The 18,433-nt window shown below is 34.8% G+C and carries 8 protein-coding genes; 2 read left to right on the forward strand and 6 right to left on the reverse strand.

The genetic code is table 11. The features are described from left to right. Position 1 precedes the first annotated feature (1 nt). The 6 genes from P2W75_RS14805 to P2W75_RS14830 form a co-directional block, all read right to left on the reverse strand. On the reverse strand, positions 2 to 2,314 hold the full coding sequence (locus P2W75_RS14805; RefSeq protein ID WP_276381060.1) for a GH92 family glycosyl hydrolase: 2,313 nt from the start codon (positions 2,312 to 2,314) through the stop codon (positions 2 to 4). A 325-nt stretch (positions 2,315 to 2,639) separates the two neighbouring features. Continuing rightward, positions 2,640 to 4,253 carry a RagB/SusD family nutrient uptake outer membrane protein gene (locus P2W75_RS14810; protein WP_207296082.1) on the reverse strand — a complete coding sequence of 538 codons (1,614 nt, stop codon included), beginning with the start codon at positions 4,251 to 4,253 and terminating at the stop codon, positions 2,640 to 2,642. 19 nt (positions 4,254 to 4,272) lie between these two features. Further along, complete coding sequence (locus P2W75_RS14815) at positions 4,273 to 7,284, reverse strand: TonB-dependent receptor (RefSeq protein ID WP_207296081.1); 3,012 nt, start codon at positions 7,282 to 7,284, stop codon at positions 4,273 to 4,275. Positions 7,285 to 7,558: 274 nt separating this feature from the next. Continuing rightward, on the reverse strand, positions 7,559 to 9,727 hold the full coding sequence (locus P2W75_RS14820; RefSeq protein WP_276381061.1) for an alpha-N-acetylglucosaminidase: 2,169 nt from the start codon (positions 9,725 to 9,727) through the stop codon (positions 7,559 to 7,561). Positions 9,728 to 10,112: 385 nt separating this feature from the next. Continuing rightward, positions 10,113 to 10,514, reverse strand: coding sequence for a hypothetical protein (locus tag P2W75_RS14825; RefSeq protein ID WP_276381062.1), 402 nt, complete (start codon positions 10,512 to 10,514; stop codon positions 10,113 to 10,115). A 228-nt stretch (positions 10,515 to 10,742) separates the two neighbouring features. Beyond that, positions 10,743 to 10,988 (reverse strand): hypothetical protein, encoded by a 246-nt coding sequence (locus P2W75_RS14830; protein WP_207296078.1) that lies wholly within the window; start codon positions 10,986 to 10,988, stop codon positions 10,743 to 10,745. Between the two features lie 312 nt (positions 10,989 to 11,300). Between P2W75_RS14830 and bglX the strand changes: the two genes are divergently transcribed. Both bglX and P2W75_RS14840 read left to right on the forward strand, forming a co-directional pair. Further along, positions 11,301 to 13,583 carry a beta-glucosidase BglX gene (bglX, locus tag P2W75_RS14835; RefSeq protein WP_276381063.1) on the forward strand — a complete coding sequence of 761 codons (2,283 nt, stop codon included), beginning with the start codon at positions 11,301 to 11,303 and terminating at the stop codon, positions 13,581 to 13,583. A gap of 345 nt (positions 13,584 to 13,928) precedes the next feature. Beyond that, positions 13,929 to 18,083: a hybrid sensor histidine kinase/response regulator transcription factor gene (locus P2W75_RS14840; RefSeq protein WP_276381064.1), complete on the forward strand. Its 4,155-nt coding sequence runs from the start codon at positions 13,929 to 13,931 to the stop codon at positions 18,081 to 18,083. Positions 18,084 to 18,433 lie beyond the last annotated feature (350 nt).

Below are 18,433 nucleotides of genomic sequence, written 5' to 3' on the forward strand. Positions count from 1 at the left end.
ATTAAGACTTTGGCTGATCTGACATTCCTAAGATTAGCTCGCCGCCCTTTGTAATTTCTTCATGCGTAAGCGTAAAATCTTTTACAGCTTTGTTATTGTATTTGATGTCTTTTATATATACTTTTTCTGTGCTGTTATTTTCAGCTTTAATCACAAAGGTTTTTCCTGAATAATATCTCGGATTTAAATCTATTGTAACTTTATTGAAAATTGGACTTCCTATTTGGTAAACCGCTTCTTTATCAGTTCCTCCATTCATTTGAAATAAACCTAATTTAAGCAAAACATTCAGGCTTCCCATCAACCCCTGATCTTCGTCGCCGTTATAACCAGTTGCGGGAGATAATCCGCTGAAAGTGGTTTTGACTACATTTCTGGTCCAAAACTGCGTTAAATCGGGTCTTCCTAAAAGGGTAAAAATATTTGAAGTCTGCATAGAAGGCTGATTTCCAAAATTTACAGGTATCCTGCTGAATTCTGGATGCAATTCTGCATCATGCGAGGTGCCTGAGGTATACTTTAGCTTTTGAGCGGTTTCAAACTGGAGATTCAATTTTTCTGCTGCTTTTGCTTTTCCTCCCATTAAATTGGCTAAACCTTCTATATCATGCGGAACAAACCAAGTTGACTGTGCTCCATTGGATTCAATAAATCCATTTTCATACTGATACGGATCGTAATTTTCGCGCCATTTCCCTTCTGCATTTTTAGGGCGCATCCAGCCAATAGCTGAATCAAATAGATTCTGATAGTTCTGAGACCTTTTCATGAAATATTGATAATCGTCTTCATGGTTCAGTTTTTTAGCCAACTGCGCCAAAGTCCAATCTTGATAGGCATATTCTAAAGTCTGGCTTGCTCCGTCTTCATGGCTTCCAAAGTTGCCATCGGGAAGCGGGTACGGCACATATCCATTCTGTAAATAATATTTTAGTCCGCCTCCAATGTTGGTTTTGTGTTCATATCCCGCTTTTTCCATAATACCTTCTGGCATATGATTTTTTTTAAGCGCTGTGTAAATCTCTTCCAGGTTTTCTTTTATAATTCCTTTTTGAATGGCACTGACAATAAACGGAGTTGTCGAAGCTCCTGTCATTACATACGTATCGTTTCCGCCAGCAGGACCACGCGGAATGATACCGCCATCTTTGTAATACTGCATTAGCGAATACACGAATTCTTCCATAATTTCAGGATAAACCAATCCCCAAAGCGTGTTGATTGTCCATTGTGCTCCCCAAAAGGCATCAGAATTGTAATGGTTGAATTTGGGTTTTCCACCAGCATTTAAAGGCAAATACCCCACTCTGAATTGGTTTCCTGTATTATCGGGATAGGCTCCATTTGCGTCGCTGATCATTTTTCTTCCTTGAAGTGCATGCCATAGATCAGTGTAAAATCTTCTCTGATCGGTTTCTGTGCCTCCTTCTATTTTTATTCTTCCTAATAAAGCGCTCCATTCTTTTCTAGAATCGCTAACTGTTTGGCTAAAATTCCAATGAGGCAATTCTGTTTCGATATTAATCGCGGCGTTTTCTATTGAGGTATAAGAAATACCGACTTTCATCAGTATTTGTTCTTTCGCTCCGCTAAAACGGATTAAATAATTCCCCGTTGCAGAATCTCTCTCAACAGAAGCAATTGGCTGATTTGTTTTAGCTTTAAAAAATACGGTTAAAGGTTTTGGACGTCTGAAATTAGTGCTCAAAACTAATGAACCGGAAAGTTCGTAATCATTATTTTTTTCTAATGTTCCATTGGTATTTTCGCAAGGGCCTAAAATGGTATTGAGATTAAAAAGAATGGCTTTTTGTGCATTTTTAGGAAAAGTATATTGATGAAATCCAACTCTTGGTGTGCTGGTCAATTCTGCTGTGATCTGATATCTATCTAATTTTAAAGAATGATAACCCGGCGTTATAATTTCGGTCTTATGGCTGAATTTGGAATAAAAATCTTTAAAAACGGAGGATTTATTCGTGTCAGAAATTGTAACAGGCATTACCGATACTCCAGACAGCTGCCATTCGTGAACGTGGCTGAAACCTTTAACGGTATCTGTAGTATATTTATATCCGCCTCCCCAATCGCCTTTTATTTCTGTATCGGGACTTAAATTAACCATACCAAACGGACGGCTTGCTGATGAAAAGTAAAACCATCTTGAATTTTCGGTGTCCAACAACGGATAAACCTTATCTGATACTTGTTTCTTTTGTAAAGAAATGGTTTTCTGAGCGTTGCATGACAATAAAAAAACTAGGGTCAAACTTATGGCAATATATCCTATTTTATAGATTTTATTTAGTTCCATTATGCTGTTGATATTGATGGGACAAAATTGGGCTGATACTGATTTTTATAACGGTTAAATCGGAAACCTCAACATTCAATTGATACTGAACAACTTGAATATTAAAACTTAAAAAGAATGTTACAAAGCTTAATCTTTCCTTGAATCTCACAAATTGCATTCGATTAAGCTAAGTATACACTCAAAAATGAAAATGAAACTAAACTGGTTATCATGAGTAACCAAACACCAGTTTTCTTTTTAGTAAAAAAGGAGAAGATTTTTTACGCTCTTCTCCTTTCGAAATTAAATTGGGTTACAATGCGTACTTAACTAAATTCTTATTTTAATATCCGTCATTTTGAGTAAGAGCCGGATTTAAAACCATAGCGTTTGTTGGAATTGGGAATACACGACGGTAAAGATCTGTATTGGTTTTGTAGCCCCATGATCCTTCATATTTTCCAAAACGGATCATGTCGTTTCTATGCCACGCTTCCCATGCAAATTCTCGGCTTCTTTCTTTGTAAAGATCTTCCAATGTTACACCTGTTAAGGCTGCAGATGTGGTACGGTTAGAACGAACCATATTTACCAATGCGTCTGCACTTTGTCCTAAAGTTACTGTTCCGCCGCGAAGAATTGATTCTGCTTTCATTAAAAGTACATCTGAATAACGTAAGAAAGGAACATCATTCTTTTGGTTACGATTTGTTGAAGTGGCATCTGGATAAAATTTAATATTTCTATATCCCATATTCCAAGCGATTTCATCATTTCCAAGATCAAATAGAGCTTCACTTTGACGAGGTACAATATTTGGCGTTAGATTTACCTGATACGTATAGGATGCTCCTCCATCAGATCCTGTATAAAACTGGTCGTATCCTTTTTTAGTGGTTGTTACCATTACTGGTGTAACACCATCGTTTAGATACTGAAGTCCTGTAAGCCATTGTTTATTACGGATATCATTTGGATCATCGAAATTGGCATAAAATTCTGGCAGTGTACTTCTAGGTGCGCTTGGGGTAAAAGAAAGTCCAAACTTTGCTCTTTCAGAACGCGGCACATCATAACGTGCGTGGTACATTTGACCGTTATACCCCACAGTAACAGCTGCTGGATCGTAAGGAACTGCAAAAATGAATTCTTTCATTGCTGGTCCATTTGTTGGATAAAACATTTGAAGATAAGTGGCTCTCGGTTCTACTGCATACAAACCAGAATTAATGACTTCATCACAAGCAGCAATACAATCACTATAACGCTGTGTTCCTGTGTACACATTTGCATTCAAATACAGTTTTGCTAACATTGCATTAGCAGTTTGTTTATTTGGTCTTCCGTAAGTTGCCACCCCAGATGCAGGGTTTAAATTTGGAACTGCACTTTTTAATTCTTTTTCAATAAAGTTGAACACGTCTTTTCTAGGCGTTTTGGTGTGAGAGCTAAAATCTCCGTATAAAGTATCCAATGGTACATCTCCATAGCTGTCCATCAGCATAAAATAGGAAATAGCACGCATTGTTTTTAACTCCGAAATCAAAGTTTTTTTCTCTGCACCCTCAGGCATTGTTTGTCTTAAAATTGAGATTGCCTGATTACTTGTACCAATCACTTTAGATGACCAGTCCCAAAGGCTTCCTATGATACCGTTGTCTGCATTCCAGTCATGGTAATGCATGGCAATATAGTTTCTGTTGTCAAACCAGTTTCCTCCTCTTGCCGGAAGAATAGCTTCATCTGTTGTTAAAGACTGCGACCACCACCAAGCAAATGAAAATTCACCTCTGAAAGCTGCATAAACGGGTCCTGTAGTTTGAATATATTGTGTTGAATTCTGTGGAAATACTTCAGGAGTTAATTGTGTTGTAATAGGCACATCAAGATCATCACAAGACCATACTAAACCAGCCATCAATACTGGAAGACCTAAATATTTTAATATCTTTTTCATAATTTTTAGCATTTAATTTTTAGAAGATCACATTTAAACCAAACATATAAGTTCTGGTTTTTGGATAGAAGTTATTTGAATCTACACCTGGAGCTGTTCCTCCTTGTTCTACCTCTGGATCAATTCCTCTGTATTTCGTAATAACAAATACGTTATTAATGGTTTGATAGATACGCACGCTGCTGATGTATCTTCCCACTTTTCCAAAATTATATCCTAAGGTCATATTGTCTAGTCGTACGTAACTGCCGTCTTCTATAAAACGATCTGAATATTTGTATGCGTTTAGATCATTTGGCGACTCATTGCCTGCATCAACTAAAATATTATTGGTCATGGCAGTACTTGGTCTGAATAAATCGGCACGGGTGGCATTGAAAATTTTATTACCAAAAACTCCTCTGAAGAAAATACTTAAATCGAATTTTTTGTATTGAAAATTATTGGCCCATCCTACTAATAATTTTGGCTGTGCACTTCCTGCATAATGATAATCTACTCCAATTTGTGGTGTAGTGGTTAAATCACCATTTTTATCATAATATTGAGAAACGCCATTAGCATTTTTTCCTGCGTATTTTAGAGTAAAGAACTGCCCAAGAGGTTTTCCTTCTTTAAAAATCTGTAAGGTACTTCCTGTTTGTCCGCCTCCATCTGGCTGTACACGGCGGATAGAATCTCCTCCCACAAAAAACGGACTGGTTAATTTTACAATCTCATTTTTATTGTGTGCCAGATTTATGTTAGTCGTCCAGCTGAAATCTGCTGTTTTTACTGGAGTTGTGCTTAAGCTTACCTCAATACCTTTATTCGACATTGTTCCTCCGTTGGCTACAATTGTTCCTACTGGCACCAATACTGGATTAACATTGTAGTTGAAGATCATATCTGTTGTTTTCTTGTCGTAAACGTCAATAGAACCTGTTACTTTTCCTTTTAAGATTGAGAAGTCAAGACCAATATTGGCTGTAGCAGTTTTTTCCCATTTCAAATCAGGGTTTGCTGCCTGATTTGGTCCGTAAGCTCCAATCTGCTGTCCGTTGTAATAAAAAGTACCTAAACTTCCTGAAATAAATTGTGCAGTATAAGCATTAAATCCAGACGAGTTACCAGTTACACCCCAGCTTCCACGCAGTTTCAAATCACTGAAAAAGTTTTGGTCTTTCATGAAGTTTTCTTTATCCAATCTCCAAGCACCACCTACAGAAGGGAAATATCCCCAGCGGTTATTAGCTCCAAACATAGAACCACCGTCTCTTCTAAGTGATCCTTGTAAAAGGTATTTGTCTTTATAGTTGTAATTTAAACGTCCAAAGTAAGAAATCAAACGTGTCTGCTGGTATGCTTTACTATCACCAAAATTTACTACATAACCATTTACCGAAGTATAGTTACTTAAAGCTAAGTTATTATACCCAACATTGTCTACAGGAAAGTTTGTGGTTGTAGCCTGAAAACCATCTCCTAACGTATTTTCCTGCCATGAATACCCTAAAACGGCTTTTATTTTATGCTCGCCAAATGATTTATCCCAAGTAAAGAAGCTTTCAATAATATTGTTTCTAGTTTCGTAAGAGTTTCTTAATGCAGAACCATTTACACCAAAATTAACCAATGTTTTTGTCAAAGGCGGATCTGGATTGTTGTAAAAGTTGGCACTGTTGTATTGTGAATAATAACTGTCATAAAATTCACCATGAGATGCAGTTAATCGTTGGTGCGCCACATTCAAATTATACGTAATCCCAAACGGAAGTTTTACTTCTGCAGTAATGTTACCTACTAGGTTATCCGTTTTTGTTTCGTCTGTACCATGTGCAATTAAAGCTACTGGGTTGAAATATCCCGGACTTGTAAAATTTTCAAAAAAACTTCCATCAGCATTTCTTACCGGAGAAACAGGAAGATAACTTGAGGCTTGTAAAAGAACGGTATTACGCTGTGGCACGTTTTGATATTTGGTAGTAGAGTTAGTAACATTTAAACCAAATTTAACCTTGTCATCAAAAGCATATTGTTCAACAGATAAACGAGCAATAATACGAGAAAAATCACTTTTCTGCATTACTCCTTCTTTATTAAGAGAAGTAATACTGGCAGTATAATTTCCGTGATCGCCTCCACCGCTCATAGACAAGTTATGGCTGCTGGATGCCGCACGTCCTGGTCTTAAAATTTCTTTTTGCCAATTAGTTTTAGCACCTTTATCATTTTCCGGAGTAAAATTCAAATTGTTTTTAGTGGTAAAATCTCTAAGCTGATCTGCATTCATCATATCGAGATTATTGGAAACTTCTTCCCAGCCAACATATCCATTATACGCAATCTGGGTTCTGCCCTTGCTTCCTTTTTTAGTAGTTACCATGATCACTCCATTGGCAGCTCGGTTACCGTAAATTGCGGTTGCGGCAGCATCTTTTAAAACGTCGATCGTAGCAATGTCATCTGGAGAAATTACTGAGATATCCACTCCAGGAATACCATCAATTACATAAAAAGGTCCCTGAGAACTATTTAATGTCGATGCTCCACGCAAAACCACAGAAGCCGTTTTTGTAGGATCGCCGCTTGATGAAATATTCAAACCAGAAACTTTACCTTGTAAAAGCTGTCCAACATCACTGATGGCTCCTCGATTTAGATCTTCTGCTTTTACAGAAGTTACCGAAGTCGTTAAATTTTTACGAGATCCTTTTCCGTAACCTACTACGACTACCTGTTCTAAGCTGGTTGTAGTTGACTGCAATTTAATTGAATAATTTGTTTTGGTTCCGTCTAATTTAAGAGGCTGATCTTCAAATCCCATAAAGGAAAATATAAGTGTGGCATTTTTGTTTGATGCCAAAATTTTAAATTTTCCATCAAAATCTGTAGTTACTGTATTCGTTGTTCCTTTCTCCAGTACATTGGCGGCAGGCAGCGGAATACCTTTGTCATCTAAAACTACACCAGACACTTCTGTTTTTTGTGCCCATGTATTCATTGAGAAGCCAAAGCAAAAGGCTAATAATAAAAGTTTAAGTTTTTCCATTGTGATATTGGTTAATTAGTTAAAATAGTATGCCGAAATTAGTTCTAATGAAATGTTAACAAATGGACAAGTTATTCATAAACATGGATAATTTCTATAAGGCCAGTAAAATCAATACTTAGCGACGTTTTTTTTATACAATTATATAATGAAAAACTGACTAATAAATCGATTTCGTAATTTTTTCTTTCATTGAGATCGTGTGGTTTTTAGGTTATGTTATAAATATGAAGTTAAATTATGCGTATATACGTAGTAATTGCAATCTTAGAATCTATTTATTGCTTTCTGTCCAATTTATTTCCCAATTTTTAATTGATTCTCTTTCTCTATTTTCATCAAAAGAAGTATTATTAATAGATGCCTTTTTTAAAGCCTCTAAAAACATTTTCCATCTTGGCCAGTAAAATCCTTTATACATTCCTTTCCATGATCGTGAAGCATAATCATTTAAGTGTCCTTCTCCGCCCCAAAGTGTAATTAATGTTTTGGCGTTTTTAACATATAATGAAGAAACCTCTGGTGAACTTCCATAATCAGATGCAGATTTTACCCATTGGTCTAAACTATTTAAAGGTTGTCCAGACATGATGGCATCTATATGTAGAGCTTGCTTTTCTATCTTTTTAAATAATTCGTCACCTTTGGCAATATCTTTATGCTCATAGGCTTTTACACAGGCAATCAAATCTTCATCAATGGAAAGTGAATAATAATGTCTTGAAACATCTATTAGATCGTATTGAATAAGATTCTTTTTATTGTACTTCTTTGCTTCTTTAGTCAAAACAGCCAAAGCTTCTTTGAGTTTTTCTTTGTCGCCGGGATTACCTTTAAACTCTGTAATTTTAAGCGTTGGACGTTTGAAAAATAAATAGGCTCCAGCCCAATCATTCCACCAGCGCGTATCCCAATATTTAACGTTATAAACCGATTCCAGTAATAATTGCCAAGCTTGAAGAGCAGATTTTGAAGTCTGTCCGTATCTCGCATTTAAATAGGTAACCATCCAGTCATTTAGAGGCTGTTCCCCTTTTGTCCATGGAAGATCATATATGTATTCGTAAACGATAGAATTATTATTTAAACCTTCCGGCATTGCTCCATAACCTACTACGTTTCCTTTGTGCGGATTTTTAAGCAAACTGGTCAATTCGTCTTTATAAAATTTCAAATCTCCATACACAGGATTCGATCCTCCGTAATTATGTACATATCCATATGTCCACTGTTTGCCATAAAAAGCTTCCTGATTTTCCCATACTTTATATCTGTCATTGGCATAATCCTGAATCATGAGTCTGTCATTCGGAACTTTACTTAAAAAAGCGCTTGTTGCTTCTTTCGTCCAGAATTCCTTATTATCCCCAAAAAGCCATCCCTGCATAACCCATACTGCTCCGGGAGCTGCTTCATTTATGGTTTCATAAATGGCACTTCCGTAATTTGATAATTCTTCATATTTATTATGTTCAGAAACTGGAGGTTCGATCTCGTTAAAAGAATCGGCCAGATAGAAATTCGATTTCCCATACTTTTGAGTGTAAATTTCAATAAATCGCTTTCCAATTTTTTTAAACAAAGGATCTTTGGAATCTAACAAAAAAGTACTGGCAAAACCACCACCCGACCATGATTTTAATTCGGTAATTTTTGCTTCTGGATGTTTTTCTGCGAAAGCTTTTGGCACGTAACCGCTGAAAGCAGGCACAACAGGGTGCATATCCAATGCTTTCATTCTTTCTAAGATTTTCTTTTGAAGTTCTTCTTTTTTAATAAACCATTCCTGCGGAAGCGGTCCTTCAAGACTATTGATATTTCCCATACGCTGCCAAGGCAGATAAGCAGGTCCTGCAAAATGAGATTCTAATTCTACATTACTCAATCCATATTCTTTCCATAACGCCTGCCATACTGCTTCCTGACCTTCCATGGCTGTTGGCAGATTAATTCCGTGCAATGCCATCCAGTCGATTTCTTGTTCCCAGCGTTTCCAATCCCACCATGGAGTTGTGTAGCCAAAAGTACAAGCATTGAGATATTCTCTATACTCAAACGGTGTATTTGCTTTTTTAGAATATTTTGGCCAAGTTTTAGGGAGTTCTATTCGGTTTCCTTCCCAGCTTATTAATACCGCACCAATATCTTTAAGAAAAGTATAAGCCGCATAACAGAGTGCTGTATTGTTTGAGGCTTTTATTTTTACGTGATTGTTATCAGTCTCAACTTCAAACCAATCTGGCAGAATTTTGTCTTTTTTTTCTACAACACTTAATTGGAACTCAGCAGACCTATTGCCAATAAGTCTTTTCAGCAGAGCTTGCGGAGCGTCTAAGTCTCCTGCACTTTGTGGATAGAGAATAGAAGTGACGCATAAGAACAGAAAGGAAAGATAAATTTTTATTTGCAAAGAATTTCTAGTTTTCGAAAAGGTGTATTTCATATTCAGTATATTAATTATAATTGCCATTTATAAATCCTCCGAAAATGAATTCTTTGCTTCTTTACAAATCAAAGCGGTATAACAGTTACATCGATGATATAATAGTGTTATAGGTTTTAGAATAAAAGGATTTGATTTGGATAAAATTAGAAAGTAAGAAACCTTGGTCAATGGACATATCAATCAAAACTATAGACAATTTTTTCAATCACTCTTTAGAGTAATTATAAAAAGTCTTTTAATTAATAATACGATATATTGACGGATATAGATTGTAGAATATTCTACACAGTGTTTGGAATTGAGCGGGTCAAGAAAAATAGTAAGTCCATTTAGAAACTCGTAAATTGTTTTTAGCAGAAGAACTAAGACAGCTTAAAACCATTTATATTTCATGGTACAAATGCAGAGATGCAGTTTTTCTTTTTTGATGCTGATCTAAATGAAATTTAAACTGCTCCTTGATCTCTCTTTTTGTACTATTAATATTTATGAATTTGATATCAAACCAACTTTTAAAATCCATAATTTCTTCTGGATTTACGGTAAGCGATGACATAAATACTATTTTTATTTTAGAGTTTAAAAGTTTGAAAAACTCATTAATATGTATTTCTCCCTCTACAACATATACAATAAAATCAAATTGTTCGAGATCGATTTGATAATCCTCCTCGGCAGAAAAATTAATAAAACTGCAATTAGGAAACCATTTTCTTAAATATCTAAGTAAAACTTGGGCTGCATCGTAAATCAAAATTTCCGCTTCCGGCTGTGTTTCTCTCATCTCATATAAATATTATGTACGATCTGATGCTGTATTACAGTACAGATCTTTCTCCTTAAACATTAATTATATGAGCAATTTACGTACAAATATCTTTGTCCTTGCTTTCTAAAATTATAGAATATAACTTAAAGTTATAATTCATAAGCAATTATTAAGGCTTACTTCTTTTATAAAAAAAGATAAGAGAATTAAATTCAGCAGCCTGCCAGAAAGAAAAAAATAAAACTACTGAATGGAAATTGTGTCCGATAAATTTTCAGCATTGATAAAAGCCGCAATATACTGCTGCACTTCATTTCTATGTTCTGGAGCTGTTTCAAAAGTATTAATATGAAACTCCTCATCCTGATCTAGAATGTGAATAATTTCGGTATAGCCCTTTGAGATAAGACTGCCTTTCAGCTTGATTACCGTGAGCTGCTGGCGAGGGTTCAAATCTTTTCTCACTTTTAGTTGTATAGCTTTTTCCATTATAAAAGATTTGTGTTTGGATTTTTTAAGTAAATCAAATTTAAAAAATTATTAATTCCATTACCAGTGCATCTGTGTTAAAGTTTAGAATCTAAATTTATAATTAACACATTTCTTCAGCTATCAATGCAAAAATCCAGTCTATGCAACATTTCTGTTAGATAATGCATCAAATGTGCTATTGATATTGTGTGGGCACAACTACATTTACAAACCGTGAATACTTCTCAATTTTGCAAAAGCAAATCAAAATGAGGTGTTCAAAAACTATGTAACAAACCTCCAAAAACTTTACGCTGGAAACTATCAAAAATGAAAAAACAAATGAAAAACCACCACATCTTATTTATCCTGCTAATTTGCATAAACAGCTACGCACAATCTAAAAAATATAAGGATACGAGTAAATCAATTGAAGATCGAATTTCACTTTTAATGAAAGAAATGACATTAGAAGAAAAGGTAGGACAAATGAATCAATACAATGGTTCTTGGGATGTAACAGGACCAAAACCAGAATCTGGTTCGAATGAAGAAAAGTACAATAATATAAAAAAAGGATGGGTAGGTTCTATGCTTACAATCCGCGGTGTTAAGCAGGTCAGAGCTGCACAAAAAATTGCCGTTGAAGAAAGCCGTCTTGGGATTCCGCTTCTTTTTGGTTTTGATGTTATACACGGGTATAAAACCATAAGCCCTATTCCGTTGGCCGAAGCCGCCAGCTGGGATTTAGAAGCCATTAAAAATTCAGCACGTGTGGCTGCTCTTGAGGCATCTGCTTCTGGACTTAACTGGACGTTTGCGCCTAATGTTGATATATCAAATGATGCCCGATGGGGAAGAGTTATGGAAGGTGCCGGTGAAGATCCATATTTAGGAAGTAAAATTGCTGTGGCGCGAGTGAATGGTTTTCAAGGAAAAAATTTTGACAACACTTCAATTATTGCTTGTGCCAAACATTTTGCAGCCTATGGATTTGTAGAAGCAGGCCGCGAATACAACAGTGTAGACATGAGTACTTCTAAATTGTACAATACGGTTTTACCACCTTTTAAAGCAGTGTCTGACGCAGGTGTCCGCACTTTTATGAATTCATTTAATACCTTAAATGGTATTCCTGCTACAGGAAACAGTTTTTTACAAAGAGATATTTTAAAAGGCGCATGGGGATTTAAAGGATTCGTAGTTTCTGATTGGGCTTCCATAGGCGAAATGGTGACACACGGCTACGCTTCCGATAATGCCGATGCGGCTAAAAAAGCAGCAATTGCTGGTTCTGACATGGATATGGAATCGAATGTATATATCACCGAATTAGTTCAGCTGGTAAAAAAAGGACAGGTAAAAGAAAGTATAATTGATGATGCGGTACGCAGAATTCTTAGAGTTAAATTTGAACTAGGTTTATTTGAAAATCCTTATAAATACTGCGATGAAGCCCGTGAAAAAACAGATATAGGCAGCAAAGCCAATAATGACGATGTTTTAGACATGGCCAAAAAATCAATTGTTTTATTGAAAAATGATAAAAACATCCTGCCTTTAAAAAAATCAGGGGTTAAAATTGCTTTAATAGGTGCTTTGGCAAATGATAAAAACAGCCCGTTGGGAAGCTGGAGAATTGCTGCTGATGATAATACCGCAGTATCTGTTCTCGAAGGAATGCAGCAATACAAAGACAATTCATTGGTTTACGAAAAAGGAACTGACGTTGCTTTAAACAAACAGGCATTTGTAGATGAAGTAAAAATTAATACAACAGATTTTTCTGGATTTGAAGCGGCAAAGAAAGCGGCAAAAGAAGCTGAAGTAGTAATAATGGTTCTAGGTGAAATTGGATTTCAAAGTGGAGAAGCACGCAGCAGAACCCAATTGGATTTACCGGGCAATCAGCAGCAGTTATTAGAAGAAGTGTATAAAGTCAATCCGAATATTGTTTTGGTTTTAAACAACGGACGCCCGCTTGCGTTACCTTGGGCAGCAGAACACATTCCGGCCATTGTTGAGGCATGGCAATTAGGAACACAATCTGGAAATGCTGTAGCACAGGTTTTATATGGAGATTATAACCCAAGTGGAAAACTTCCAATGTCTTTTCCACGAAATGTAGGCCAATGCCCTATTTATTACAATTTATACAATACAGGAAGACCTACAGATAAAGATCAAAATGTGTTCTGGTCTCATTATTCTGATGTTGAGAAAACACCATTATACCCTTTTGGTTATGGATTAAGCTATACTTCTTTCGCTTATAAAAATTTAAAAATAGCAAAACCTTCGTTTCAAAAAGGAGAAAAAATTGAAGTTTCTGTTGATGTGACCAATACAGGAAATTTTGACGGGAAAGAGATTGTTCAGCTATACATAAATGATCCCGCTGCCAGTATTGCAAGACCTGTAAAAGAACTAAAAGGTTTTGAACTTATCGAATTAAAAAAGGGAGAAACCAAAACAGTGCAATTTATTTTAACTGATAACGAACTTGGGTTTTACGATAATAACGGTAAATTTTTAGTAGAACCGGGTGTATTTAATGTTATGGCAGGCTGGAATTCTAATGACGGACTAACAGGCAAATTTGAACTAAAATAAAACATTCCAAGAGAAAAAATTGAACACATAGAAACATAGGATTCTCAACCTAGCCTCTGTATTAAAAATAGGTAAAACATCTTCTTTTTAAGCATCAAAAGCTATATTTCTATGTGTTAAAAAAAAGCTATTCCAGCAAAATACTCTATGTTATCATCCTGAGTACGATAATTCCTTAAAAGGATATTAATCGGACTCAGGATTTTGGCAATATGTCAAATTTGAATAAAAAAAATTAAGTGTTCTATTTAGTTTTATTAATATTGTTTTACATAAGCCAAAAAAAGAAACTCTTCCTAAATTTTATTTTCAAAATAAACGGTTAAATAACACTGTTCCATCCAAATGAAAAATATCTACTCTATTTTTTTATGCCTCTTTAGCTTTACAAACTGTCTGTTTTCACAAGGCAAATTTGACAGCTATCAATTTAGAAGCATACAAGAAACAACTTCGAAAAGAGCTATTTCCACGATCATTCAGGATCATAAAGGCTTTATCTGGATAGGTACAAACGGTGCTGGTTTGTATCGTTATGATGGCGTAAATTATTTCGGATATAAATACGATAAAAAACCAGGATCAGTAAACAGTAATTTTATTTATACCACTTTTATCGATTCCAGAAACAATCTCTGGATTGGTACTGACGAGGGTTTGTGTTTGTACAATAGAGATTTGGATAATTTTACAAAAATAAATATTGAAGACGTCATTACAAAAGGATACAGCGAGCCAATTACGGTAAAAACAATTATCGAAGACCATAACGGCGATTTGTATTTAGGCGCTTATGGTTTCGGAATATTTAAATTGAATACCAAGACCTTAAAAGTTTCTTTGGTACAATCAAAAGTTCTTAACAAACCTAATTTTCTAATCAAATCTTCGGTAAAAAATAAACAGGGAATTATTTATTTAGGAACCAGTTATGGTCTTTTGGAAATTGATTTAAACGGAAAAGTCAAACAAGTTTATAAAGACAAATTTAAAAGAGAACCTCTGCTCGATGATATAGAAAATCTGGTGATCGATAAATTTGGATATATATGGCTTGGAACTACAGAAAACGGTCTGATAAAAATTAAACCTGAAACCGATAATTATCAGTTCGAAAGATATACCGTTACTAAAAATAAAATCTTATCTATACTGCAAAGCAGTCTTGGTTATATAGTGTGCGGTACTGAAAACGATGGATTACTGGTTGTAAATTACAAAGGACAGATTCTTAAAAAATACCTGCACAGCAAATACAATAGTTTCAGTTTAAAATCCAATTCTGTATGGTCGTTATATGAAGACAAAGAAAAACGGCTTTGGCTGGGATATTTCAATAAAGGTTTAGGTGTTTTTGATAAACCTAATAACAAATTCAATTCGCTCGAATCTCTTGTCAACAATGAAAACTCGCTGCAAACCAGCTACGTAACCTCAATTGTAAAAGATAAAAAAGGAAATTTATTAATCAGCAATGAAGGCGGCGGACTTGATATTTACAGCCTTGCCAATAAAAGCTACATCCATGTAAACAAAACAAATCAAAATTATTATTCTGGTTTGGATGCTGTTGATATTCAGACCATATTTATAGACAGCAAGCAAAATATTTGGATTGGAAGCTGGGACCGCGGCATTTACTTTTTGAAAAACGGAACTTCTCGATTCATCAATTACAATACAGCCAACACAACAGGTTTAAAATCAAACCGAATTTTCAGTTTCTCAGAAGATTCAAAAGGCCGAATCTGGATTGGAACTTTCATCAAGGGACTTCATTATTTTGACAATAAAACAGGCACATTTATTCATTGTGACACTAAACCATTTACAGATCATAATTTGAATAATTCTTTTATTCGCAAAGTTTTTGTAGACTCCGATAATGTATTATGGATGGGAACAATTTTAGGATTGTATCAGGTAAGTTTAAAAGAAGAAACGAGTTTTAAAGTTACAAAAATGCGCGATGCGATGTTCAGCAGCATTTCTAAGCACAATAGCATCCAGAGCATTTTATCTATTTACGAATCTAACGATAAAACTGTATGGATAGGAACTGACGGTCAGGGATTGTTTAGTTACAATAAAAAGAACCAGAAATTTTCTAATTATGACGATTTTCCAGGTTTTAAAGAAAAGTCGGTTCGCGCCATTATTTCAGACAATAGCGGTTCTTTATGGATCAGCGGCGGATTAGGTTTAACAAAACTAGATTTTAAAAGTAAAAAAAGCACCAATTTTAATAAAGATGACGGTCTTATTGATAATGATTTTAATAATAATGCGGTTTTTAAAGATGGAAATGGAGAACTTTATTTTGGCGGTTACGAAGGAGTAAATTATTTTAATCCCAGCGAGATCAAAAAAACAGAAAAAGCTCCTCGTTTGTATTTTAGTGACTTTAAATTATTCAATCGTTCTGTAAAACCAAATGAAGATGCTTCGCCTCTAACCAAAGTAATTTCGCAGACGAAAGAAATTACACTTAACTACACACAATCTGTTTTTACGATTGAATATGTGGGAATTAACTATAATTATTCCAAAAAAAATCAATACGCCTATTATCTCGAAGGTTTTGAAAAAGACTGGAACTATGCTGGCAATAATAGAACCGCAACCTACACCAATCTAGCGCCTGGTGATTATAGTTTCAAAGTAAAAGCAGCCAATGCAGATGGCACTTGGGGCAGCGAACAGTTAGAATTAAAAATAAAAATACTCCCTCCGTGGTGGAAAACCATTTGGGCTTATTTAATCTATTCTTCTATTTTAATTTTCTTGATTGTATACCTAAATAAAATCTATCAAAATCGTTTTAAAGCCAAACAGGCGGTGCTTTTCGAAAAAGAAAAAACAATCCAGCTTGAGAAATTAAACAATAAAAAACTACAGTTTTTCACCAACATCTCACATGAATTCAGAACACCTTTAACACTGATTATAAACCCTTTAGAAGATATTTTAAAAAGTAAAAAAATATCTCCTGAAATATACAACAAACTAAAAATTGTACACAAAAGCTCTGACAGACTTTCAAGACTTATCAATGAGCTTATGGATTTTAATAAATTAGAATTCAATAAAATTTCGCTTCAAGCCAAGAAAATTGAAGTCATTGCCTTTACAGAAGCCGTTATAGGTTATTTTTATGAAGAAGCGGCGGCCCGAAAAATTGCCGTAAACTTTGAGTCTTCATTAGAGTATCTAGAAGACTGGCTCGATCCTAAAATGCTCGAGAAAATACTTTTCAATATTATTTCAAATGCCTTCAAATTTACACCGGATAATGGCACGATAACTATCTCTATTGAAACCACAGACAGTGATCATGATCTGGTCATTTACGGAGAAAAAGTACCTTCATTTTCAATAACAATCGCAGATACCGGATCTGGAATCCGCAAAAAGGATCTCAATAAAATTTTTGACAGATTCTATCAGGTCAACAATGTAAATAAAGCCTATTACGGAAGCACGGGAATTGGTTTGGAAGTTGTAAAAGAATTTATTGAACTTCATAAAGGAAAAATTGAAGTGGAAAGTGAACTAGGAGAAGGCACAAAATTTAAAGTACTCTTTCCGTTAGGCAATTCCTTTTATAAGAAGAACGAAATTATTGATGAAGTCTTCAATATAGAAAAAAACAAAAATCAATTTTTATCTGACATTCCTGATAATCAAACTCAGGAAGAAGACTTTGCAGAAGAAACAACCGACAGCCCTGCAGAAGATACTGCAAAATCATACACCGTGCTGATTGTAGAGGACAATCCTGAATTAAGAAATTATTTAAAGCAGGAACTCAGCAAATCCTACAAAGTTATTACAGCCGAAAATGGTAAAAAGGGTTATGAGCTTGCAGTACAAAAACTACCCGATTTGATAATTACTGATGTTATTATGCCGGTTATGGATGGGCTGCAGATGTGCAAAAGCATAAAAGGAGATTTAAAAACAAGTCATATTCCGCTGTTAATGCTGTCTGCCAAAGCAATGGTAAAAGACCGCTTAGAAGGCATCGATTCTGGTGCAGATATGTATTTGAGTAAACCATTTGAATTGGATATTCTAAAATCAAGTCTTGCACAGCTTATTACAAGCAGACAGCTTATGTTTAAGAAATTCTACAGCGGTATTACCAAACAGGGTAAAGAAAAAACAACAACATTGGATAATGATTTTATTCAAAAAATTCTGCATTTCATTAATGAAAATATCAGCGAACCTGAACTGACTGTAGAACTCCTTTCTTCTAAAATCTATCTAAGCAGAAGCCAGCTGTATCGAAAAATAAAAACCCTGACCGGAGTTTCTGTTAACGAATTTATCAGAAATGTGCGATTGGAAAAAGCAAAACAACTTATTGAGCAAGGCAATAATAATATTAATGAAATCAGTTACAAAGTTGGTTTCACCTCTCCCTCCTATTTTGCCAAATGTTACAAAATTAAATACGGACATTTACCCACTCAAGAAAAAAGAACAAAAGAATAACGTCAGTATTACCTTCAAAATATTCATTAAAAAGAGCTTCAATTTAAATCGAAGCTCTTTTTTTTGTCAGTGATTTTTTTCAAAATGAAGGTTTTAATTTTTCCAATAAAAATATACATATAAAAAATTATAGTGTAATATTTTAAACAAACAATATTTTTTAAGCAAAAAAATTAGCAATACTTCAGCAGTACTTTTGATGCGTTAGGGGATTTATTTTACCATTTATAGGGGTTTGAGTGTTCTTTTTGCATCATCTGTTGCACAATATGCATCATTTGTTCTACAATACAACACCTCTACAACATACTTTCGTTAAGAAATATTTAAGAAAAAAGTACTGATGCAAA

The organism is Flavobacterium sp. H4147, from assembly GCF_029360735.1.
Taxonomy (GTDB): Bacteria; Bacteroidota; Bacteroidia; order Flavobacteriales; family Flavobacteriaceae; genus Flavobacterium; species Flavobacterium endoglycinae.

Bases quoted from the DNA above. Each gene is read 5' to 3' on its own strand.
- P2W75_RS14840 (WP_276381064.1), top strand. From the start codon at position 13,929: ATGAAAAATATCTACTCTATTTTTTTATGCCTCTTTAGCTTTACAAAC.
- bglX (WP_276381063.1), top strand. From the start codon at position 11,301: ATGAAAAAACAAATGAAAAACCACCACATCTTATTTATCCTGCTAATT.
- P2W75_RS14830 (WP_207296078.1), bottom strand. From the start codon at position 10,988: ATGGAAAAAGCTATACAACTAAAAGTGAGAAAAGATTTGAACCCTCGC.
- P2W75_RS14815 (WP_207296081.1), bottom strand. From the start codon at position 7,284: ATGGAAAAACTTAAACTTTTATTATTAGCCTTTTGCTTTGGCTTCTCA.
- P2W75_RS14825 (WP_276381062.1), bottom strand. From the start codon at position 10,514: ATGAGAGAAACACAGCCGGAAGCGGAAATTTTGATTTACGATGCAGCC.
- P2W75_RS14820 (WP_276381061.1), bottom strand. From the start codon at position 9,727: ATGAAATACACCTTTTCGAAAACTAGAAATTCTTTGCAAATAAAAATT.
- P2W75_RS14805 (WP_276381060.1), bottom strand. From the start codon at position 2,314: ATGGAACTAAATAAAATCTATAAAATAGGATATATTGCCATAAGTTTG.
- P2W75_RS14810 (WP_207296082.1), bottom strand. From the start codon at position 4,253: ATGAAAAAGATATTAAAATATTTAGGTCTTCCAGTATTGATGGCTGGT.